The 21,566-nt window shown below is 59.0% G+C and carries 20 protein-coding genes; 13 read left to right on the forward strand and 7 right to left on the reverse strand.

Annotation, left to right across the window (positions count from 1 at the left end; translation table 11 throughout):
* Nucleotides 1-168 precede the first annotated feature (168 nt).
* Nucleotides 169-1,095 carry a LysR substrate-binding domain-containing protein gene (locus M0D67_RS00435; RefSeq protein ID WP_266236797.1) on the forward strand — a complete coding sequence of 309 codons (927 nt, stop codon included), beginning with the start codon at nucleotides 169-171 and terminating at the stop codon, nucleotides 1,093-1,095.
* Between the two features lie 38 nt (nucleotides 1,096-1,133).
* Here the strand turns inward: M0D67_RS00435 and wrbA are convergent, their stop codons facing one another.
* The 4 genes from wrbA to M0D67_RS00455 form a co-directional block, all read right to left on the reverse strand.
* A complete protein-coding gene (wrbA, locus tag M0D67_RS00440) occupies nucleotides 1,134-1,733 on the reverse strand; it encodes an NAD(P)H:quinone oxidoreductase (protein ID WP_154559768.1) in 600 nt (199 codons plus the stop codon).
* 439 nt (nucleotides 1,734-2,172) lie between these two features.
* Nucleotides 2,173-2,457 (reverse strand): DUF4148 domain-containing protein, encoded by a 285-nt coding sequence (locus M0D67_RS00445; protein ID WP_154559767.1) that lies wholly within the window; start codon nucleotides 2,455-2,457, stop codon nucleotides 2,173-2,175.
* 193 nt (nucleotides 2,458-2,650) lie between these two features.
* Nucleotides 2,651-3,334 (reverse strand): TetR/AcrR family transcriptional regulator, encoded by a 684-nt coding sequence (locus tag M0D67_RS00450; RefSeq protein WP_154559766.1) that lies wholly within the window; start codon nucleotides 3,332-3,334, stop codon nucleotides 2,651-2,653.
* Nucleotides 3,335-3,604: 270 nt separating this feature from the next.
* Entirely contained in the window at nucleotides 3,605-4,612 is a 1,008-nt protein-coding gene (locus M0D67_RS00455; protein ID WP_154559765.1) for a zinc-binding alcohol dehydrogenase family protein, read from the reverse strand.
* Nucleotides 4,613-4,941: 329 nt separating this feature from the next.
* On the opposite strand from M0D67_RS00455, the gene M0D67_RS00460 reads away from it, so the two are divergent.
* From M0D67_RS00460 to M0D67_RS00485, 6 genes are all read left to right on the forward strand, one after another.
* Nucleotides 4,942-5,730 (forward strand): enoyl-CoA hydratase/isomerase family protein, encoded by a 789-nt coding sequence (locus tag M0D67_RS00460; RefSeq protein WP_266236801.1) that lies wholly within the window; start codon nucleotides 4,942-4,944, stop codon nucleotides 5,728-5,730.
* A 34-nt stretch (nucleotides 5,731-5,764) separates the two neighbouring features.
* Entirely contained in the window at nucleotides 5,765-7,426 is a 1,662-nt protein-coding gene (locus M0D67_RS00465) for an AMP-binding protein (RefSeq protein WP_154559763.1), read from the forward strand.
* 68 nt (nucleotides 7,427-7,494) lie between these two features.
* Entirely contained in the window at nucleotides 7,495-7,860 is a 366-nt protein-coding gene (locus M0D67_RS00470) for a VOC family protein (protein WP_154559762.1), read from the forward strand.
* Nucleotides 7,861-7,898: 38 nt separating this feature from the next.
* Nucleotides 7,899-8,921: an LLM class flavin-dependent oxidoreductase gene (locus tag M0D67_RS00475; RefSeq protein ID WP_154559761.1), complete on the forward strand. Its 1,023-nt coding sequence runs from the start codon at nucleotides 7,899-7,901 to the stop codon at nucleotides 8,919-8,921.
* On the forward strand, nucleotides 8,918-10,027 hold the full coding sequence (locus M0D67_RS00480; protein WP_266236805.1) for a flavin reductase: 1,110 nt from the start codon (nucleotides 8,918-8,920) through the stop codon (nucleotides 10,025-10,027). The genes M0D67_RS00475 and M0D67_RS00480 overlap by 4 nt, the downstream gene beginning before the upstream one ends.
* A gap of 51 nt (nucleotides 10,028-10,078) precedes the next feature.
* Nucleotides 10,079-10,945 (forward strand): alpha/beta fold hydrolase, encoded by an 867-nt coding sequence (locus M0D67_RS00485; protein WP_171926048.1) that lies wholly within the window; start codon nucleotides 10,079-10,081, stop codon nucleotides 10,943-10,945.
* A 104-nt stretch (nucleotides 10,946-11,049) separates the two neighbouring features.
* Here the strand turns inward: M0D67_RS00485 and M0D67_RS00490 are convergent, their stop codons facing one another.
* Nucleotides 11,050-11,826 carry an IclR family transcriptional regulator gene (locus tag M0D67_RS00490; RefSeq protein ID WP_266236808.1) on the reverse strand — a complete coding sequence of 259 codons (777 nt, stop codon included), beginning with the start codon at nucleotides 11,824-11,826 and terminating at the stop codon, nucleotides 11,050-11,052.
* A gap of 287 nt (nucleotides 11,827-12,113) precedes the next feature.
* On the opposite strand from M0D67_RS00490, the gene M0D67_RS00495 reads away from it, so the two are divergent.
* The 6 genes from M0D67_RS00495 to M0D67_RS00520 all read left to right on the forward strand — a co-directional run bounded on the left by M0D67_RS00495 (nucleotide 12,114) and on the right by M0D67_RS00520 (nucleotide 18,535).
* The gene (locus tag M0D67_RS00495; RefSeq protein WP_154559757.1) at nucleotides 12,114-13,205 is read left to right on the forward strand and encodes a porin; all 1,092 of its coding nucleotides are present in this window, start codon (nucleotides 12,114-12,116) and stop codon (nucleotides 13,203-13,205) included.
* A 249-nt stretch (nucleotides 13,206-13,454) separates the two neighbouring features.
* Nucleotides 13,455-14,294, forward strand: a complete 840-nt coding sequence (locus M0D67_RS00500; RefSeq protein WP_154559756.1) for an aldo/keto reductase — start codon at nucleotides 13,455-13,457, stop codon at nucleotides 14,292-14,294.
* Between the two features lie 544 nt (nucleotides 14,295-14,838).
* The gene (locus M0D67_RS00505) at nucleotides 14,839-15,762 is read left to right on the forward strand and encodes an amidohydrolase family protein (protein ID WP_171926047.1); all 924 of its coding nucleotides are present in this window, start codon (nucleotides 14,839-14,841) and stop codon (nucleotides 15,760-15,762) included.
* A gap of 33 nt (nucleotides 15,763-15,795) precedes the next feature.
* Nucleotides 15,796-16,680, forward strand: coding sequence for an intradiol ring-cleavage dioxygenase (locus tag M0D67_RS00510; protein WP_154559754.1), 885 nt, complete (start codon nucleotides 15,796-15,798; stop codon nucleotides 16,678-16,680).
* 27 nt (nucleotides 16,681-16,707) lie between these two features.
* Nucleotides 16,708-17,781, forward strand: a complete 1,074-nt coding sequence (locus tag M0D67_RS00515; RefSeq protein WP_154559753.1) for a maleylacetate reductase — start codon at nucleotides 16,708-16,710, stop codon at nucleotides 17,779-17,781.
* 70 nt (nucleotides 17,782-17,851) lie between these two features.
* Complete coding sequence (locus M0D67_RS00520; protein ID WP_166618170.1) at nucleotides 17,852-18,535, forward strand: TetR/AcrR family transcriptional regulator; 684 nt, start codon at nucleotides 17,852-17,854, stop codon at nucleotides 18,533-18,535.
* Between the two features lie 75 nt (nucleotides 18,536-18,610).
* On the opposite strand, the gene M0D67_RS00525 is transcribed toward M0D67_RS00520, so the two are convergent.
* Both M0D67_RS00525 and M0D67_RS00530 read right to left on the reverse strand, forming a co-directional pair.
* A complete protein-coding gene (locus M0D67_RS00525) occupies nucleotides 18,611-19,558 on the reverse strand; it encodes a hydroxymethylglutaryl-CoA lyase (RefSeq protein WP_154559802.1) in 948 nt (315 codons plus the stop codon).
* 194 nt (nucleotides 19,559-19,752) lie between these two features.
* Nucleotides 19,753-21,507: an FAD-dependent monooxygenase gene (locus tag M0D67_RS00530; protein WP_154559751.1), complete on the reverse strand. Its 1,755-nt coding sequence runs from the start codon at nucleotides 21,505-21,507 to the stop codon at nucleotides 19,753-19,755.
* Nucleotides 21,508-21,566 lie beyond the last annotated feature (59 nt).

Raw genomic sequence — 21,566 nt, forward strand, 5'->3', positions numbered from 1 at the left:
CGACGCTTGTCACCTGTGCGACCGACCGAATTCAGCGCTGATACAGGTGACGCAGGTGATGCAGGTGATGGGAAGAATGCTATATTCGCAATGAACTCGCGCATATCTCCTACAATGAAACGCTTCATTGCCACCAATAGAACGATCAGAAGGGGTTGAAGTCCGCCTATGAACGCAATCACTGACCTCAACGATCTTCGGCTCTTCGCAGAGGTGGTCGAGCGTGGTAGCTACACGGCGGCCGCGCGCGGCCTCGGCCTGCAGACGTCGAAACTCAGCCGGCGCGTTCGCGCACTGGAAGAAGAACTTGGCGTTCGCCTGCTCAATCGCACCAGCAGGAGCCTTTCCCTGACGGAGACCGGGCGGCAGTTCCACCAGCATTGCCTTGCACTGGTGGCGGAAGCCAAGGCCGCGAAAGAGATCGTGGAGCGCACGCGCTCCAAGCCGCAGGGCACCGTCCGCATCGCCTGCCCCGTGGCCTTGCTGGAGTCCGGCATCTCAACGATCATCGCGCGATACGTAGAGGACAATCCTGATGTCCAGGTCCTGCTGGATGCAACCAACCGCCGCGTGGATGTCGTCGAGGAAGGCCTGGACTTTGCCATCCGGGTCAGGCTGCCGCCGTTGGAGAACACCGATCTCGCCGTCCGCCAACTGGGCTTGTCGATCCACATTCTGGTTGCCAGTCCCGAACTGGCCGCGCGCCATTCGGTGCCCAGTTCGATCGATTCCGTAAAGGGATGGCCCACCCTCTCAATGGCGAGCAGCAACGAGCGATTCGTGTGGAATCTGGTCGACGCCGAGGGGCGCGTGACCTCATGGGCGCACCAGCCTCGCCTCGCCACCGACGACCTGGCAAGCCTTCGGGTGGCGGCGATATCCGGCGTCGGCGTGGCCATGCTGCCGAGGGAACTGGTTGAGGCCGATATTCAGGCCGGCCGCCTGCAGCACCTGCTGCCAGGTCTGGCTAGCACGCCGGGCCTTGTGCATGCGATCTTTCCCACGCGCCGAGGCATGGTTCCCGCCGTGCGTCACTTGCTCGATGCGCTCGTGGCCGGATTCGAAGCCGTGTCGGTCAGGCAGGGATCTGCCTGACCGCCTCATGCGCGTCAACGGTGCGAATAGCCTGACGTTCAGCCAAACAGCTTGTTGGCCGTCCGGGCGATCAGTTCGCCCTGGTGACGAGCGCCGGCGAGCTCGATCGCGCTCGGCTGGCGTTGACCTTGCCCACCGGCGATCGTCGTGGCGCCGTAAGGCGAACCACCGACGATTTCGTCCAGCGTCATTTGCCCCTGGTGGCTGTACGGCAGGCCGACGATGGTCATGCCGAAGTGCAGCAGATTGGTAATGATCGAGAACAGCGTCGTTTCCTGGCCGCCGTGCTGGCTCGCCGACGACGTGAACGCACCGCCGACTTTGCCATTCAATGCACCGCTCATCCAGAGGCCGCCGGCTTGATCCAGGAATGCCGCCATCTGCGATGAGACGCGCCCGAATCGGGTCGGCGTGCCGACGACAATAGCGTCATAGTTGGCGAGCTCGGCGACGGTCGCGACCGGCGCTTGCTGATCGAGTTTGAAGTAGGCGGCCTTGGCCACCTCCGCCGGCGCGGTCTCGGGCACCCGCTTGACGTCGACCGTGGCGCCCGCGGAACGCGCCCCTTCGGCGACGGCATCCGCTAGCGCTTCGACATGGCCATACGAGGAATAATATAGAACCAGAACTTTCGACATTTCGATCTCCTTCCTATATCTGCGTGATACCACTGTGGGAAATGATGTGCGCCGGACAACGCGCACGGAGTTGCAGTAAGCGCCGGTCCGGGTGAGACGATCCGGCCGGTCAGGCGGTCGTCTCAGCGGATCCGTGTTCTCAGCTCGCGTTCAGCGTTGCCGCACGCGAGCCTGCCCTACCGGAGCGCGCGCCATGACGAGCACCCGAAATGAAATGATGACTCGACCTGAAGGCTACGACCGAAATGCTTATGCGCATAGCTCCACGGCTGCAACGAATCGTTGCTTTTGACAGAACGACAAGAATTAATCAATGCATCCGAATGATGGCTTGCAAACGCCCATAAAGCAAAACGGCTGAGTCTTTCCCACCGATACAGGTGGGAAAGACTCAGCCGCAAACTACGCGATTCTCGAGAATCGCGTCTTTACATCAACATTACATACCGCTTGCTGCGCCCGAACGGGACGTCCCGTCAGCACCACCACCGTAACCCGAGACAGGGGCTTGGGCTGCGGCATTCTGCGCCGCGACTTTTGCTTCAGCTGCCTGAATGTTCTCGGGGTAGTGAATCCAGTCGTGCGGGTCGTAGCCAGCTTTCTCGAGCTGGGCCAGATCGGCGCGCACCTGCGCACGGCTTACCGGCTGACTGGACTGTGCGAACGACGCAACCGGTGCTGCAATAAGGGCAGCAATAAGAACCATCCTGGTGAACGACTTCATGGTGACCTACCTCAACGATTGTTTTAGTTGCAATACAGAGCAGCTTCGCTGCCATGGCTGCACGCAGTCTAAAGGGCAAAAATCGTTAGGGTAAGTACTAGTTTTTGAACTCTCTATTGCTGATGCGGCAACAATCGGCCGACGTCGCCGTCGAGCATGCGAACGAGGATGATGCGACCTCCTCCCTGCGTGCCTACAGCATCACGTAGCTCTTGATGATGTGGTCGACCAGGGTCGGCAGACGCTGAGCGATCCGCCGGGAGTCGCTGCCTGATTTGAAGTTGCTTGTTGTTGCATTTTCCCAAAGCATCATCAACGTATCCGCCAACGCCTCGGCATCTACTGCATTTGCGGCAATAGCCAGCCGCATCAATAGTGCCCGAAACTCCCGGCTAAGCTTCGCACGCGATAGCCTGACAGGATGATCCTTGTCGACGAACTGTACCGCCGGCAATTGAGGCTGCCCTGGCTGACGACTACCGGAAGCCAGTTCGACGGCGACATCGATAAAGAGTTCGAGCAAGTGTTGGACGGGCTCCTCGCCGGACCGATGTCCGGCTTCCCGCCATTGGGCACGCTCACGATCACAAAGCAGGTCGGCATAAGCTTGTAGAAACGCCTTACGTGACCCGAAAATCCGATAGATGTGCCGCTTACCGAGCCCCGTTTGATCGGCAAGCCGATCGAGATTCAACGACTCGACCGGCTCGCGATAGAAAAGCGCTACTGCGGCTTCAAGAATGGTGTTCCGGAGATCGTCCGTTGCAGCCTGCGGAAGTCTGCTGTTCTTTCGACGGATCGCGGACCGCCCAACTCGCAATGAGTCGGGTTCACGTTCGTCTTGCTGAGCAAATTCATCCACCAATGCTTTCCACATCGTTTAGCCATCCTTTGTGTCAGCAGCCGAACCGGCATCGACGACTGTTGCAGCGGTTCTTCTAACAAAGCATTTTTGCGAATCACGCGTGATCGACCCGGGAAGCATCACCTCGTACGCCATGTCGCTCTACGCACGCCTCGCCGCATTACTATACGATTGGAAAATATAATGTCAAGTGTGGTTAACACCCTGCAAAACCGTGGTGGTTAAAGCCGGAATCATGACGCGGCGCTGACCACGCCACGCGAAAACGACACTCGACAATCATTACTGGAAGCCTTCCAGCACGGTCTTCCCGATAGCCTTTCCTGTTTCGATCCGTTCGTGGGCACGGCGAAGATTCGCTGCAGTCAAGGGCCCTTCCACGTGCGTGAGTGTCGTCTGCAGCAGGCCGGCGTCAACCATCTCCGACACTTCTTTCAGCAAGCGGTGCTGGGCATCCATGTCCGCTGTCTGGAACAGCGACCGGGTAAACATCATCTCCCACGAAACCGTGATGCTCTTCGGCTTGAACGGCGCAATGCTGTCGTCGAAGTTGTCGATCAGCGTGATATGGCCTTGGGGATTCAACGCACGGGCGAGACTGGGGGCGCTACCGGGCATGGAAGTAATCGCCCCGATATAGTCCACGCCATCGAAGCCGATTGCGTGCAGCGCTTCGTCGATAGGCTTGCTGTGGTCGGCAACGTGCTTCGCACCGAGCTTCTTCACCCACTCGACAGTTTCGGGCCGGGACGCAGTGGCGATGACAGTGAGGCCCGTGAGGCGGTTCGCCAGTTGGATCAACATGGAGCCAACGCCCCCTGCTCCGTTCAGAACGAGCAGCGTGCCGCCAGGTGCGCGCAAGCCACGCGGCACCTTCATGCGGTCGAAGAGCATTTCCCATGCAGTTATCGAAGTGAGCGGCAAGGCCGCCGCCTCGGCGAACGACAATGAGGTGGGCTTGGGCCCGACGATCCGCTCGTCGACGAGGTGAAACTCCGAGTTGGTCCCGGGGCGATCCATCGCGCCCGCATAGAAGACCTCATCGCCAGGGCTAAAGAGCGTGACCTCGCTTCCCACCGCAACGATCACGCCTGCCGCGTCGTAGCCCAACACTCTGGGCAGCGGACTCTCCGAAGGATCTTCCCAGCGACGGCGCTTCACATCGACAGGATTCACCGACACGGCCTTCACGGCGACCCGCAAATCGCGTGGGCCCGGTTCCGGCATCGGGAGTTCGAGCTCGGTCAAAACCTCGACGCCACCCTTTGCTTTATAGCCAATCGCCTTCATTACATTCTCCAATGTCGCTTATGCCGAACTTTTTCGGCCAAGCCATGCGAAGCGCAGGTCAAATCGCTAGCCACTGAAATTGCCGATGGTTTGTGGTTTGACCCGTCTGGAATCCTATCTCCACAACGGTCGCCCGCCAGTGTCCTGAATGGCAAAGCACCATTGCGCGCGGCAGAACGTCATCAGCGAATGGTTGACACGTCTCCGCCAGCATCCTAATATACAACAATGCTGCACGCATTCACTATTGTTGAATATATGCAGTGCAGTGCCTGGCAGGAGACATCGAGCTTTTTACGATCGCCATCATTTATTAAGGATTCCTTTCAATGGAAAGCATCTACTTTGAACGTCGTCAGAACGTAGGCCATATCGTATTGGCCAATCCTCCCTCGAATCTCATCGCGGCTGATTTCGCTGACTGCCTTGAGAGGGCCGTTCGGGAAGCCAGCAAGGCCGATATCCGGTCGCTCCTGATCCGCGCACAAGGCCCCGATTTCAGCAAAGGCGGCGACGTCCTCGATTTCATCGACAAAGATTTCGATGACTGGCGGACGTTCATATCGCAGATTCACCATACCTATCGGTCAATCGAATCCCTCCAGATCCCGACGATTGCCGCCGTGCGCGGCGCGGCATTCGGTGGCGCATTCGAACTGGCTCTCGCTTGCGACTTCATCGTCGCAGCGGAGAACGCCACCTTCCGCTGCATTGAAGCATCCGTTGGCTCGGCGCCTGTCGCGGGCGGCGTGCAGCGCCTGGCGGAAAGAGCCGGTCGTGCATTTGCAGCGCGCTACGCAATGCTGAGCGAACCCATGTCCGGCGCGACCGCCGGTCGGCTCGGCGTTGCCGCCTTCGTCGTCGGCGAAGATGAGGTCGAGAATGTTGCCGACGATCTCGCCATCAAACTTGCGAACGGCCCTACGCGCTCGTATGGCGCCATTCGCGCCCTCCTCAAGGCATGGGCAGGCGGCGGTGTGCCCGGTGCGGACTCGCTGATCCTGGACCTCACCATGGGGCTGCACATGACGGAAGACGCCAGGAAAGGACGAACTGCACGCGCAGAAGCCTTCGCTCGAGGCGAAGAACCGGCTCCGGTGGTATTTGTCGGCAAATGAGCCGTCAGTCAGGCGCATTGCACGGAAGATACCGATGAACACACTTTCATATCAGCGCGGAGCACGTTTCCCGGAGCTGATCGACAAAACCATTGGTGATTCATTCGATGAGATCGCTAGCAAGATGGGCGAGCACGTCGCGGCAGTCAGCCGGCATGAAGGGATCCAGCTAAGCTACGGCGAACTTCGCGAAAAGTCGGACCGGCTTGCGGCCGCGCTTCTCGAGGCAGGACTCAAGCCGGGCGACCGGATCGGAATCTGGTCCCACACGAACCTCGCCTGGCTGCTGCTGCAGTTGGCCACGGCAAAGGCCGGGTTGATACTCGTCAACATCAACCCGGCATATCGGACCTCGGAGCTGGAGCATGCGCTCAACCTCGTGGGGTGCAAGGCCATCGTCACGATGGTCCGGTACCGGTCGAGCGAGTACTTGAACATGTTGCGGGAGCTGGGAAAAGCCCGGCTGCCGAGCCTTGAGACGATCTGGTGGATAGACGACCCGGACTGCCCGGACGAAGCCGGCGCGCAACGCTTCTCCGACCTGCTCCGCTCCGGCAATGCAAACAGCGCAAAGCTTCAGGACGTACGCCGCACCGTGCGCCCGGACGACGCCGTCAACATCCAGTTCACCAGCGGGACGACGGGACTTCCCAAGGCCGCTACGCTGAGTCATCGCAACATCCTGAACAACGGTTTCTTCGTGGGCGAGTGCATGAAGCTCACCCACGCGGATCGAGTCTGCGTCCCGGTTCCGATGTACCACTGCTTCGGCATGGTGATGGGTAATCTGGCTTGCCTGACCCATGGCTCGACGATCGTCTACCCCGCCGAACGCTTCGACGCCGAAGCCGTTCTGGAGACCGTTCAGGCAGAAAAATGCACAGCGCTGTACGGCGTGCCGACCATGTTCATCGCGGCACTCAATCACCCGCGCTTTGCGGAGTTCGATATGAGCAGCCTGCGCACCGGCATCATGGCCGGTTCTCCTTGCCCTATCGAGATCATGAAGCGGGTTGTCGGCGAAATGCATCTGCCCGAGATCACGATCGCATACGGCATGACGGAAACGAGTCCCGTGAGCTGCCAAAGCATGACGGATACGCCAGTCGAGCGGCGGGTATCCACGGTCGGCCAGGTGTTGCCTCACCTCGACGTAAAGATTGTCGACCCGCTCACCGGCCAGACCGCGGAGCGCGGCCACACCGGCGAGCTTTGCACCCGCGGCTACTCGGTCATGCTTGGCTACTGGAACCAGCCCGACCGGACGCGCGACGCAATCGACGCCGAAGGCTGGATGCATTCGGGCGATCTCGCCACGATGGATCCGGACGGCTACGTCAACATCGTCGGCCGCATCAAGGATATGGTCATCCGCGGCGGTGAAAACCTGTATCCCCGCGAGATCGAAGAGTTTCTGTATTCCTGCCCAGGCGTGCTCGACGTGCAGGTGGTCGGCGTACCGGACCAGCATTTCGGCGAAGAACTCTGCGCATGGATCGTCGTCAGGCCGGAGTCGGTTCTCGACGACGAGGCAGTCCGCGACTTTTGCAAGGGCCGGATAGCGCATTACAAGGTTCCCAAATACATCCGCTTGGTCGACTCGTTTCCGACCACCGTGACGGGAAAAATCCAGAAGTACGTAATCCGGCAAATCATGAGCGACGAACTTGGACTGAAAGAACAGCACACAGCGTGACGCGCCTCGGCATCGAGGTCACATCGGGTCAGATCAATCCCGCTATAACCATTTACCGGAGTGCCGCCATGGCAGAAGTTGACGTACAAACCATCTATTTCGTCGCGAAGGATATGGCCAGGCTGGAAGATTTCTATGCATCGGCGCTGGGGATGCCTGTCCAGTTTCGCGACGAGAACAAGTGGACTCAATTTCGTCTGCAGCGCAGCGCATTTGCACTCAGTTCGGCCGAGGAAGCGGCAGAAGGAGCCGTCGGGGCCGTCCCCGTCTTCCAGATCGCCGGTGAGGCCCAGGACGAGGTCCGGCAGAAAATCCTGTCCGCGGGCGGCCAGCAGCTCGCGCAGCGCGACATGGGCACACACGGCGTCGTTACCACCTACCAGGATCCGGAAGAAAACATCTTCCAGGTATTCAGCAAATCTTCGACACATTAAGTCAGAAGATCACACATTTCGCACTTACTGGAAAAGCCATGAAATTCGGTATATTCGACCAGAACGATCGCAATGGACTGCCTATTCATAAGCAGTACGAAGACAGGATGCAAATTATCGAGCTTTACGACAGGCTCGGTTTCCATGCCTATCATATGTCGGAACACCATGCGACCACGCTGAGCGCTTGCCCGTCGCAAAGCGTGTTTCTTGCCGCTGCTGCACAGCGCACCAAGAAACTGCGCCTGTCGCCGCTCGTCTACATTCTCCCGATCCACCACCCGGTCCGTCTCGCCGAAGAAATTTGCATGCTCGACAATCTGAGCGGCGGCCGCCTGGAGTATGGCGTGGGCCGCGGCGCCTCACCCCACGAAATCGAGGCACTCGGTATCGACGCGGCCACGGCTCAGGCCAGATACGTCGAGTCGTATGAAATCATCAAGCGGTATTTGAGTTCGGATACGCTCGACTATAAGGGGACGTTCTGGCAATTCAACGACATGCCGATCGAACTCAAGCCGCTGCAGACGCCCCCTCCGACCTGGTACGCGCTGGCATCGCCGGAGTCGACGGTATGGCCGGCCCAGGAGAAGATGAACATCGTGTGCGGCGGCCCGGTCCAGCGAGTCAGAGCCATCACCGATCGATATCGCGAAGAATTCGCCAAGCGGCATCCGTCCGCCGCTGAGCCGCTCATCGGCGTGAATCGCTACATCGTTGTCGCGGAAACGGACCAGGAGGCGATGAAAATTGCCTCGCGGGCATGGTCGGTGTTCCATCCGAACTTTTTCAAGCTCTGGAAGAAGCACGGGACGGAACCGGTCAACCAGAAGCTTCCGCCGACGATCGAGCCGCTCGTGGAATCGGGCCTGGCCGTAGTGGGCCGGCCGGAAACCGTGCGTGAAAAGCTGCTGGAGCAGGCGCACGAAGGGGCATTCAACTACCTCATCGGAACGTTCATGTTCGGGGACATGTCCGTCTCCGAAGCGAAGACCTCTATCGGCCTGTTTCACGAGTCCATCATGCCGGCGTTCAGCGAGTCGCAAAGGGTTCTGTCATGACCGGAAGCACTGCGTTAGACGAGGCGCGTCCTGCCATCAGGACGTTCGAGAAGCGTCAGTTGAGAGACGTGCTCGGGTCCTTCGTAACCGGCGTCACCGTGGTCACCACGCTCGATGGCGAGGGGAAAATGCACGGCCTCACCGCCAATTCGTTTTCCTCGGTCTCGCTGGATCCGCCTCTCGTCCTGTGGAGCCAGGCGACCTCTGCGGGAAGCCATACCGCGTTCAGGGACGCCGGGCGCTTCACCATCAACATCCTGGCTGAACACCAGTACGACCTCGCCAATCACTTTGCGACCCGGTCGCCGGACAAATTCGCCGGCGTCGACTATGACCTGGGGGTCGACGGACTGCCGCTACTGCGCGATTGCAGCGCATGGTTGGAGTGCAAGGTGGTCTCCCGCTTTCCGGGCGGCGACCACGTGATTTTTGTCGGGTCGGTGGAATGCATACGCCAGAGCACGCGGCGCCCGCTGGTATTCGGCGGTGGACAATATCTGGTTGCCGACCCGCACGACCTCGGCCGCGCGCCGATCGGAACGGCGGGCACGATGAAATCGCAGCCACATGCAGTCCGGCTGGCCAGCCGCGCCATGTTGCGGCTCGCGCATACGCTGGACAAGACACTTGCGCTGGCAGCGTGGGGCAATCACGGTCCCACGGTGATCGCATGGCAAGCCGCAACCACGCCTGTGGCCGCCGATCTGCCGCTTGGGCTCGTGCTGCCGGTAACGTCTTCCGCTTCGGGCCTGGCGCTGGCGGCGTTCCTTCCGCACGAAGCCGTCGATCGATTTGTGACAGCGGAACTGCGTGACAACGCACGACAAGCGTCTGGCGAAGTGCTCCCCACGGCGGAATCGCTCGCAAGCGTACTTGAATCCGTCAGGGCCTCGCATGTCGCGACGAGACGCCCCGCCCCGTTTTATGACGACCGCGTGCTCGCCAACGCCATCAGCGTGCCCATTCTTTCCCCGAGCGGAATGGCCGTGCTGGCACTGACGGCGATAGGCCCAGCCGAGCATTTCGATGCCGCGGCCAATGGTCCTTGTGCAGAAGCTCTCAGGGCCGCCGCGCATGAGATCTCCGCTGGATTGAGAGATGCGTGAATTGGCATTTGCCTAAGTTAAAGCGACTGATATATCGGCCAGACTTCAATCATGACTGAAACAGAAAGCCATCTACTTGAATCCTCGTTGCCCGCCGTCGAACAGGCACTAGTGAATCTCCCCACACTCGGCGACAAACGGGTCATCACGTATCGCACTGCCGGTGACGAGCGCGCGCCCGCCATCGTGCTGCTGCATGGTATTGGCTCGAGTTCGGCGGGATACCGCGCGCAGCTCGCCGCACTTAGCAGGAACCATCGGGTGATTGCCTGGGACGCTCCCGGCTACGGACAAAGCAGCCCCTTTGCGATCAGCACGCCGGCCGCCACGGATTACGCCGATGTACTCATGGCCCTACTGTCTGCGCTCGGCATATCGCGTGCAACCGTCGTAGGCAGTTCATGGGGTAGCGTTATCGCCGCAACGTTTGCGGCGCGGTATCCGTCGGCTACGCGCGCCCTTGTATTGAGCGCGCCCAATGTTGCACGAGGACATCTATCCGGTGAGGAGCGCGACGCGGCACGAGAAGTTCTGATGCGAAGCGCAGCGGCACAATCGATCGAGGCACGCGCCGCCGTGGTCAATGCTCTGATCGCTCCGAACGCCGGCCCCCTGGTTCGCGCGGTCGTATCCCGGCTAAGAGACGCGGTGACCCCTACAGGCTGGGAACACGCCGTAGACATGCTCTTCTCTGCGTATACACCATCCGTCGTTCCTTCGATCGCAGCGCCGATCTCCGTCATTGTCGGCAACCTGGACCGCGTCGCTCCGATTGACGACCATTCGCAGCCGATTCACAAGGCTGCTCATGGTTCGACACTCCACGTGCTCAATGGGATTGGCCACATGCCGAAGCTTGAAGCGCCGGAAGCGTTCAATTCCATCGTGTTGGCCGCTGCGCAAGTCGGGACAGACTGACGGAAGGATGACTGCGATGAGCAAGCCGCGGCCCTCGTGCTAGCACGTCCGTGGCAATCGTCCGCCGAAACAGATGACGCGCATCGGTATTGAGCGCCCGGCTACTACCCAATTTTTCTGGGGACCTTGCCGCCCAGTGCAGCCGTAGCTCGAACCGCGCTATCGAGTAGCGCCTTTATCTCTTTACCGTCAACGTTCGTGTTCAGTGTTGCAGGCGATCCGATGAGACTGATGGCAAATCGGAGATCGCCGTCCCTGTCCCAGATAGGGGCCGCGACAGACACGTAACCCATATCCCCGCGATGAACCGTTGTGAAGCCACAGTTGCGCAATTCAGCGATCGCTTCTTCCCGCAAGGAAGCCGGAGTCCATTCCTGTCCCGCAGACAGTTCGCGGCTGATGAGATCGTCGGTACGTGCAGGCTGAAGGCAGGCAATGAACAGCTTTCCCGCAGCAGTCGTAACCAGCGGAATCAGGCCTGTTCTCAGCTCGAGAATACTTCGCGTCTGCCCCTCCTGCTTGAAGAGACTAACCGGCCCATCTTCGGTCCATGCGGTGACGGCCGCGCCACTCAGTGTTGCTTCCCGCAAAGCGACCACCTCACGACGCACGATATCGAATCCGTCCAGTTGATTGATCGCGCTCATCCCCAAAGCAAGCGACGCCGGCCCAAGCTTGTAGCACCCCGGTTTTTCATCCGGCGACGCAAGCCCGGTCCGCACCAGACTAATCATGTAGTTGCTCGTCGCGCTCGGCGACAGTTCGGACAGCGCAGCAATTTCCTTCAGAGGGAGTGCTCGCTCACTCGTCTGCAACGCCGAAAGGATTCGGAACGCAATCTCGACAGACTGAATGCCGCGCCTCGCAGTCACATTGGTCATTTTTCAACCGTATGGAAGTGATAAAAAATCGCCGCCCCGGGTTTCCACGGACGGCCGTCATGTTGACACGTCAAGGGGGCGGCCCCTATAGTGTTCAACATAGATTATGTCATTCATTATTGTTGAACGCAACACCAGCAAGTTAGGGCGATCAGAGGCAAGCGAGCAGTCGGAACAAAACGCTTGACTCTTTAGCCCCTCATTTCATCAGTAGTACAGATTTCATACGCTCCCCTTTATTCAAATAACTTTCTTCAGAAAAGTAACAACCGGTTCGGAGACAAGGCATGGCAATTTTTGGACGGACGATGGCAGGCGCGCTCGTCGCACTTTCTGTGACCAGTGCCGCCAACGCGCAATCCAGCGTTACCTTATATGGGATTGCGGACACTGCAGTGCAGTACATCAGCAACGTCAGAGGACACGCCCTTGTCCAGGAGGGAAACACGCACGCACCCGACATTTTCGGCTTGAAGGGAGTTGAGGATCTCGGCGGCGGGATACGCACCATCTTCGATCTTCAGAACGAGTACCTACTGAACAATGGCCGGGCACTTGTTCCTGGAACCTTATTCAACAGAAAGTCGTATGTCGGACTGCAATCGGACAGCTATGGCACGTTGACGCTCGGTCACCAGCCGAGCTTCATGTATGACATTCTGTCCAACTATCAAACGCCCTTCCTCCTCGGCAACATTCTCACGCTTCACCAAGGCAATCTGGATGAAATTGCCAACTTTTTCCAGTTCAACAATGCGGTGAAATATGTGAGCCCGACCCTTGGCGGGTTCTCCTCGGGGGCGGAATTTGCATTTGGCAATGTGGCCGGCAATTTCAGCGAAAGCAGGAACTACTCTTTCTTTGTCCAGTACAAGGGAGGGCCGCTGAGTCTGGCAGCCACGTACGCGAACGAGAACAACCGCTTTCTGGAGCTTTCCAGTTTTATCGGCCTGCCGTCGTTCTTTGGAACGTCACTTCCGCAGGCCGAAGGCGTTGTCGCCAACAAGCTCGTCAATTGGGGGCTCGGCGCGTCGTATCAGTTGAAAAATGTGCTTCTACACGCCACGTTTACGCAATCGCGCATCACGTTGGCGACTGGCCGGGGTAACGCCAACACCGTTGACGCCGGTGCGAACTGGACCATCGTGCCCGATGATGTCCTCTCGATTGGCGGATGGGTGGAAAATCTCGACGGCGGAAACTGGAAGACCATTACCGTCTCGAATGCTTACATCCTGTCGAAAAGAACTACTGTCTACCAGCAGGTGACCTACCAACACGCGTCAGGCGCCAATGGCTTCGCTTCGCTCGCGGCCGCAGGCGTGGCATCCGGTCGGTCCACGACCGGCATCTCGGTTGGTATTCAGCACAACTTTTAGCAGTGCAACGCTAACCTCGACTGGTGGTACGTTCGTTTGGCAGTGCAGCCTCAGGCTGACTCCCACAAACATGTGCAATTGGTCGAAGGAATCCTGCCGGATGTGTATCGTCTCTGACGATAGGTTGCATCGAAATGTATAGGCTTCTTTCCGGGCATGCAATCGCGTACCTTTCCTTTGACGAGATCACACGCCGAGCGGCGGCTTCTTTCACGGCCGCCGCCCGGCACTTAGTCTATGAGGAATAGCATGCAGAACGTCCATGCCGGTAACGCGGCCATTCCGGCCATAGGCTTTGGCACCTACGGGATGACTGGCGACGACATCTATCGAATGATTCCTGAAGCCCTTCGTGCCGGCTTCCGTCATATCGACACCGGGCAAATCTACCGTAACGAGGCAGAAATCGGCGACTGCGTCGCCGCATCCGGCATCCCAAGAAGCGAAATATTTCTGACGACCAAGGTCTGGGTGAGCAACTACTCAGCAAGACACTTCGATGCGTCCGTCAACGAAAGCCTGCGCAAGCTCAAGACGGACTACATCGACCTGCTCCTGCTGCACTGGCCAGGGGGATCGGATGTGCCTCTCGCCGAACAGATTGGGGAGCTCAATGAGGTCGTGCGTGCCGGCAAGGTCCGGCACATAGGCGTCAGCAACTTCAACCGCGCACAGATGACCGAAGCGATCCGGCTCTCGGCGGCTCCATTGGTCACGAATCAGTTCGAATACCATCCGTATCTGAACCAGTCCTTGCTCATCAAAAGCACACGCGAGGCTGGGCTTGCCGTGACAGGATATTGCGGCATGGCGGTTGGCCGCGTGTTCTCGGACCCAACTCTCAAGGAGATCGCCGCTCGCCATGACAAAACCATCGCCCAGATCGTCTTGCGGTGGCTTGTTCAACAACGCGGCGTTGTGGCGCTTTCGAGAACCACGCGGATCGATCGGCTGGCACAAAACCTGGCGGTATTCGACTTCGAGTTAGATGACGCGGACATGGCCGCAATCCACGCATTGGCGACGACAAACAGCCGAATTGTCGATCCGCCCGGTCTTGCCCCGCGGTGGGATAGCACGGGCGTTTAACTGTCTGGTCTCTGGCGCGAGACAGAAAACGAAACAGCGGGTTCAATCATGGTCGGCACGCAGCGGTGACTGTGCAGTGCACAGGTCGCGCCAGCGGAACCGATCGTCTGCACGTTGCCTTCTTTATCATTTCGACTTCCTGATCGATATGGGTCAGCCTGAAACCTGCCCGTACTGGCGTGGGTTATCCACCATAGGTGCTGCAGTTTGACGCCTCCACGCTGGCGTCAGGAATCATGAATCGAGCCGACATCGGCCCAACGAAACCCGCAATGGGTTGATTCGTGGGTCCATAGTATGGTCGCATACCTTCACGCGTGCATCTCCTGAATTGCAAAGCATCATTGCACTTGATGAAACGTTAAGACACCCTTCAATCCGCACCGGCGCATGTGACATCGCATCAATCCAACCGGAAACACGTCGGCGATTGCATCGCTCACTAAACTTTGCAAACGTAAAAAATAACGTATAAGATGGATCTACGCCGAGGAGGGAATGCCCCCGCCCGATGCTAAAGAATTCTTCATAGGAGACAACGGCCATGCCGAAGCGAAAAATTGACACGCACCAACATTTCCTGCCGAAGCTCTACGTGGACGCGGTTGGGCTGGACTTGCTGAATGCGGCGATGCCGGGCGGCGTGGCCCCAACCTGGTCCGTCGAGGCAGCCCTCGCGATGATGGATGAAAACGGAATCGACGAGGGCATCCTGTCGATCTCATCCGGCCCGACACTTCCGGATGCAGCCACGCTGCTGAGAAAATGCAACGACCACGCTGCGGAACTCAGAACCCGGCATCCTGGACGGTTCGGTTCCTTCGCGAGCTTGCCGCTGCCCGACATCGACGCCTCTCTGAAGGAAGTCAGCTATTGTCTTGACGTGTTGAAGGTTGATGGTTTCATTGTCTTTACGAACTACGACGGACGGTATCTGGGGGACGAGCATTTCACGCCGCTGTGGGAAGAATTGAACCGGCGCGGGACGGTGGTTTTCGTTCACCCCAACCAGCCGCCTCACGATGTGCCGTCGGTCGCTCCTGCGTCCGTGCTCGAGTTTCCCTTCGAGACGACACGTACAGCCACCAGCCTGATCATTTCAGGGGCGATGAGCCGCTTCAGGAACATCCGGTTTATCCTTTCGCATGCCGGGGGGACGCTGCCGTTTCTCGTCCCTCGCATCGCCCTGTCAATTTCCATGATGCCCGCGGTGGCCGAGCGCGTGGGCGACACGTTGGCGGCGGTCCGATCCTTCTACTTCGACACGGCACTTTCCGCCGGCAACGCGCCCCTCAGTGCGCTGGCACAAGTGGCAGACCCCGATCACATTCTCTTCGGGACGGACTTCCCGTTCGCACCGGTAAGCGCAATCCGGCAGTTCGGGAAAGTTCTCGATAATATCCACATTCCCGGCATTGAGATGGACAAGGTGTACGGAGACAATGCTGCCCGGTTGCTTGCGCGCTAACTGTATTGCGAACGCGGAGTTCAAGGAAAAACGATGCGTAATATCAACGAAGACACCATCACCCAGGCGGTGCTCGCGGCAATGGCCGGCTGTAACAACGACAGGCTGCGCACCGTAATGACCAGCCTTGTCCAGCATTTGCATTCGTTCGCAAGAGACGTGAAGTTGACCGAAAGTGAATGGGCATACGCCATCAACTTCCTCACCGAGGTTGGCCATATCACGGATGAAAAACGCCAGGAGTTCGTACTTCTGTCCGACACGCTCGGCTTGTCGATGCTGGTTACAACGCAGAACAACCGCAAGCCGGTCGAATGCACGGAAGCAACCGTTCTTGGTCCCTTCTTTGTTGCCGGTGCTCCCGAGTACAGGAACGGTGACGATATCTCCAACGGCGCAGCGGGTCTTCCCTGCTTTGTTGCCGGCAGCGTTCGGGGTCTTTCGGGAGAACCTGTCGCCGGGGCAGCGATCGAGGTCTGGCAATCCGATGAAGACGGGTACTACGACGTGCAGTACGGAGACTCGCAGGATCCAAACGTGGAGTTTCAAGCACGTGGTCGCTTGCAGACGCTGCCCGACGGGCTCTTTCATTTCCGCTCGATTCTCGCCGAGGCCTATCCCATTCCGCACGACGGGCCGGTTGGTCGAATGCTAGATGCGCTCGGACGCCATCCGTGGCGGCCAGCCCACCTGCACTTCTGGATCACGGCGCCAGGGTACGAGCCGTTGATTACGCACGTGTTCCGCAACGGGGACAAGTATCTCGATTCGGACGCCGTATTCGGCGTGCGCTCAACGTTGATCGTCGACTGGGTCGAGCACTCGCCGGGTATCGCGCCGGACGGCACGGCGATGGACACCCCGTTTTATACGCTCGATTACGACTTCGTTCTCAACCCTGCGGTACACGGGTCATGAACGGGCACATTCTCGCCGGAACCCGCCATGTCACCATCTGAATTCGTCTATAACGGGCGCGGCACGCGTGTCGTCTTCGGGTGCGGCTCACGCACCCACATCGAACGTGAATTGCACACGCTGCAAGTACGCCGCGCTCTGGTTCTGTGTAGTCACGAACAACGCACATTGGGTGTATCAGTTGCCGATCAGTTGGGTGTGCTCGCAGCGGGTGTCTTTGATCGAGCTGCCATGCACGTGCCGGTCGAACTGGTCACGGAAGTACGCACGGTTGCCGCGTCGCTGGATGCCGACTGCCTCATCGCCGTGGGCGGCGGCTCCGCAATCGGCCTCGCGAAGGGTCTTGCTCTCGAGACAGGTCTGCCCATTCTCGCCGTGCCAACCACCTACGCCGGCAGTGAAATGACGCCCATATTCGGGTTGACCGAATCGGGCCTGAAACGGACGGGCACGGATCTGCGCGTATTACCCAAAACGGTGGTCTACGATCCGGACCTGACCCTGACTTTGCCGGTAAGCATGTCCGTGACCAGCGGCATCAACGCAATCGCACACGCGGCAGAAGGTCTGTATTCACGCGATGCCAATCCTCTTACCAGCCTCATGGCCGAAGAAGGCATCGCGGCGCTCGCGCGCAGCTTACCCAAAATCGTCGCCCAGCCGAACGACCCATCCGCACGCGCCGATGCGCTTTATGGTGCCTGGCTTTGCGGCGCCGTGCTCGGAAGCGTCGGCATGGCGTTGCATCACAAGCTATGCCATACGCTCGGCGGCAGTTTCAATCTGCCGCACGCACCCACCCATACCATTGTGCTGCCGCACGCCCTGGCGTACAACGCAGGCGCTGTGCCTGATGCGATGAGACGGATTGCGCGGGCGCTCGGGCACGACAGCGCTGCACAAGGTCTGTACGAACTCGCGCGCGCAAACGGTGCGCCCGTTGCGCTGAAGGAGATCGGTATGCTCGAAGAACAACTCGACCAGGCGGCCGACATTGCCTGCAACAACGCCTACTGGAATCCCCGCTCGCTAGAACGCGGAGCAATTCGCGCTTTACTGCAGCGCGCATTCGACGGTAGCGCACCGATTGATGGCTTGTAGAGCGAGTTTCGTCCGGACCAATGATCCAGACACTCATTATTCATTTCAACGTGTCGCAAGGTATTCGCACATGCCGTCACACACACTTTCTGAGGCAAGAGATATCCGGGCACGTCGCCCGGTTGAACTGAAGCGTACTGAACAGCTTCGCGCGCAGGAAACGCGTGCGGCCATCTTAAATGCGGCCCTTACTGAATTTTCATCAAAGGGTTTCGAGGTCGCGAGTATTCGTAGCATTGCAGAGCGGATTGGAATGCAACATCCGCTCGTTACCTACCACTTTCGTTCCAAAGAGATTCTGTGGCAGGCGGTAGCCGAATATGTATTCGAACGTGTCCGGCAAGAACGCGATGCAAGTCTGTCCAGCCTCGGTCCGGCTAGCGCGGTCGATCGGCTCAAGCTGGCATATAGGGCGCTATTTCGATTCACTGTCGCGTTTCCCGAGTTTCACCGCTTCATACTTCAGGAATCGCTAGGTTCCAGCTCGCGGCTGCAATGGCTCGCCGATGCTTTCCTGAAACCGCTGATCGGCTGGTTGCTTCCGCAAATCCGCGCCGCTCAGGAGGAACACGCACTACCCAACGTCGAGCCTATTGTTTTCCACTATATGTTGATTAGTCTGACGTCGACCCTCTCGAGCTTCGGTCCGGAATTTTCGGCGACCAGTGATCTATCACCGTCCGATCCGGCGCTGGCCGAAGAATATTGGCGCACCGTGGAGCAGCTCGTGTTTGGAGCATTTGCGTCACGCTAGGGGGGCCGCATCCCGCAACGCGGTATTTGCGCCGACGCCCGCTCTAAACGGGCGATCTCCGTCGACACAACAACATCAATTGAGCGCCTTGCGCGCCATCAGTGCCTTACCCGCGCGCGCACCATTCTCCCGGCCCATTTGCTGACTCACCCAATCGCCAATCGAAACGACGGCGTCCAAGTCAATGCCTGTTTCGATCCCGAGGCCATCTAGAAGGTAGAGCAGATCTTCCGTAGCAACATTACCGGTTGCGCCTTTGGCATAGGGGCAACCGCCCAGTCCACCAACGGACGCGTGGAACGTTGTCATTCCGACCTGAAGGGCACCGAAGATATTTGCCAATGCCTGCCCATAGGTATCGTGAAAGTGGCCAGCGAGACTTGCCAACGGAAACTCCCTGGAAGCGGCCTCAACCACTCGCTGAACCTGGTGCGCCGTGCCCACCCCAATGGTGTCGGCAATATCGATTTCGTCACACCCCAGATCGCGAAAGCGCCTGACCATATCGACGACGGCATCAACGCTCACCGGCCCCTGGTACGGACATCCGAAGGAGCATGAAATGCTGGCGCGCAATTGCAATCCCGTTTCTTTCGCCATCCGCGCGACCGGCGCAAAGCGTTCGAGCGATTCCGCTACAGAACAATTGATGTTGCGAATGGAAAATGCTTCGCTCGCGGCACCGAAAATGACGACCTCGTCGACCTTGCTCTCAATCGCGGCCTCGAGCCCTCTCATGTTGGGTGTCAGCGCTGCGTACGAGACCCCCGCTGCGCGATCGATCCCAGCCATGACTTGCGCACCGTCGGCCATTTGCGGAATCCATTTTGGCGACACGAAGGACGCAGCTTCGATTCTTCGTACGCCGGCGCCAACGAGTCGATTGACCAGTTCAATCTTGGTGTCCGTTGGTATGAACGTGCTTTCCGCCTGCAAACCGTCTCTAGGCCCGACTTCGACAATGTGTACGCGCTTTGGAAGACCGCTATCCGTGCCCTGCCTCCAACGTTCCTGCTGATTCATTTGAAACTCCATTTCGTGGCGAAGGTCCACCCTCGCGACGTGGGGCACGATTGCGACACCGCAGAAACGGTTCCATCACGAGTGGGCCCACATGCCTGCGGCGAGCAAGACTAACGGTGCCCGACGAATTGTTCATGCGTCCCGCCGTCGACCCGCAATCACACGAATCCAGGCGAGACGCTCGCTTCTAGTATTTACTTCGAGAGCACCTGTCCCAAGGCCCGGCGAAGTTCGGCTGCCGGATCACTCGGCAAAGTAAGGCTACGCCACGCAACATGATGGTCCGGGCGGGTCAATACGCAACCACTGTCGCCGATTTCACGCACGCGAGCCCAGTCGCCCGTGTGGTCCGCATAGGCCTGCCGCGGACCAATTACGTGTACGTCAATCTTCAACCCCAGCTCCTCACCGACTTTTGAGGCGGCCTCAACCCATGCTTCGCCGCCCAGACCGGTGAACAGCACGAATCGCCCATGTCCTGCGAGGTCAAGCGTGGAGTGTTGGCGTCCACGAGCGTCGAAAACCCAGGCATGAGGCAGACGCGCACCCGGCCATGTCGTCGCCTGGTAATAGAGCTCACGGTCGCGCGTGAACTCCGGTTCGGTTTGCCCATCGGTCACCGCAGCGCTCGAGCGATAGCGTTGATTCATCTCTACGCCCTGGGCATCCAGTTCATATCGCTTGAACGCCAATGCTTCCCGGATTTCGTCGCGCTGTTTTTCGGCGGCCGCCGTGGACCCGCTTCGAGCATGCATATTCGCTTGCAAGACCTCGCCGTCGTTCGATTTGTCGATTCCAAGCGCGCTATAGAGCGGAGCAAATTCGGCAATCGACTGGTTCGCGCGGGTTACAACCTGCTTGGCGATCGGCGCACGCTCGGCCGAATAGGTATCCAGAAGCGCTTCACCCGCGCGCCCCTTGATGACTTCCGCGAGCTTCCATGCGAGGTTAAACGCATCCTGAATCGACGTGTTGGAGCCCAACCCGCCGGACGGTGGGTGCCGGTGGGTCGCATCGCCCATGCAGAACACTCTCCCTTCCTGCATGCGGGTCGCGTACATGTTGTTCACTGTCCAGGTATTCGCACCCAACAGTTCGATCTCGAGATCCGGCTTACCCACGAGTTGGCGTGCGATCGTGGTGGCCTTTGCCTCGTCCACAACCGGCACCGGTTCGTTGATGTCATAGCCCCAAACGATCAACCACTCGTGCCACGGCCGAACCATCCGGATCAGGCCCATCCCGATACCGCCCACTTCTGCACCCGGTTGCATGATTGGGTACAACACTGCCGGGCGGTGTGCGACGAATTCAGACAGGTCCGCACGGAACCAGATGTTCATCGATCCCCGCACACCCATCTGCCCTTCGAAAGGCAGACCTGCGTCCTTTGCGACCTTGGAATTCCCGCCGTCCGCGCCGATCAGGTACTTTGATTTGACCGTGAACTCCTCCCCGGACAATCGGTCACGGCAGCGCGTGAGAACACCCTCGTCAGTTTGCGTATGACTCAGATATTCCGTGCTCATCCGCGCTTCAGTTCCTCGCGAGCAAGCCGTTTTGAAAAGCAGCGGCTCCATGAACGTCTGCGGCAAATCGTTCATCTTGGTCGGACTCGACAATTGACGTTCCGCTCTTGAGAGCGGATGCAGTCCCCAACTGGGCACCCGGCCAATCTCCTCACCGGTCAGGCTTTCGCAGAAAACCGTTCCACCCATCAGATCCTGATCGGTCGCGTGCAGGTAGGCCTCCTGCTCCACCTGCTGGCCGAGGTCGCGCAGGACCTCCATGGTGCGCAGGTTCGTGATGTGCGCCCGCGGCGTGTTGGCCAGCCAGCGATACTGGTTGATGACCATGTTGTCGATACCGTACGTCGAAAGCAGCGCGGCACTGGCGGAGCCGGCAGGCCCCGTTCCGACGATGAGTACGTCCGTGGTTATTTCATACATTCGACACCTCCAATTGTCATGCCTTCGTGCCTCACCGTTTCCGTGTAGTTCGGATAACT

It is taken from the genome of Paraburkholderia sp. SECH4 (assembly GCF_030511745.1).
GTDB classification, from domain to species: Bacteria; Pseudomonadota; Gammaproteobacteria; order Burkholderiales; family Burkholderiaceae; genus Paraburkholderia; species Paraburkholderia madseniana.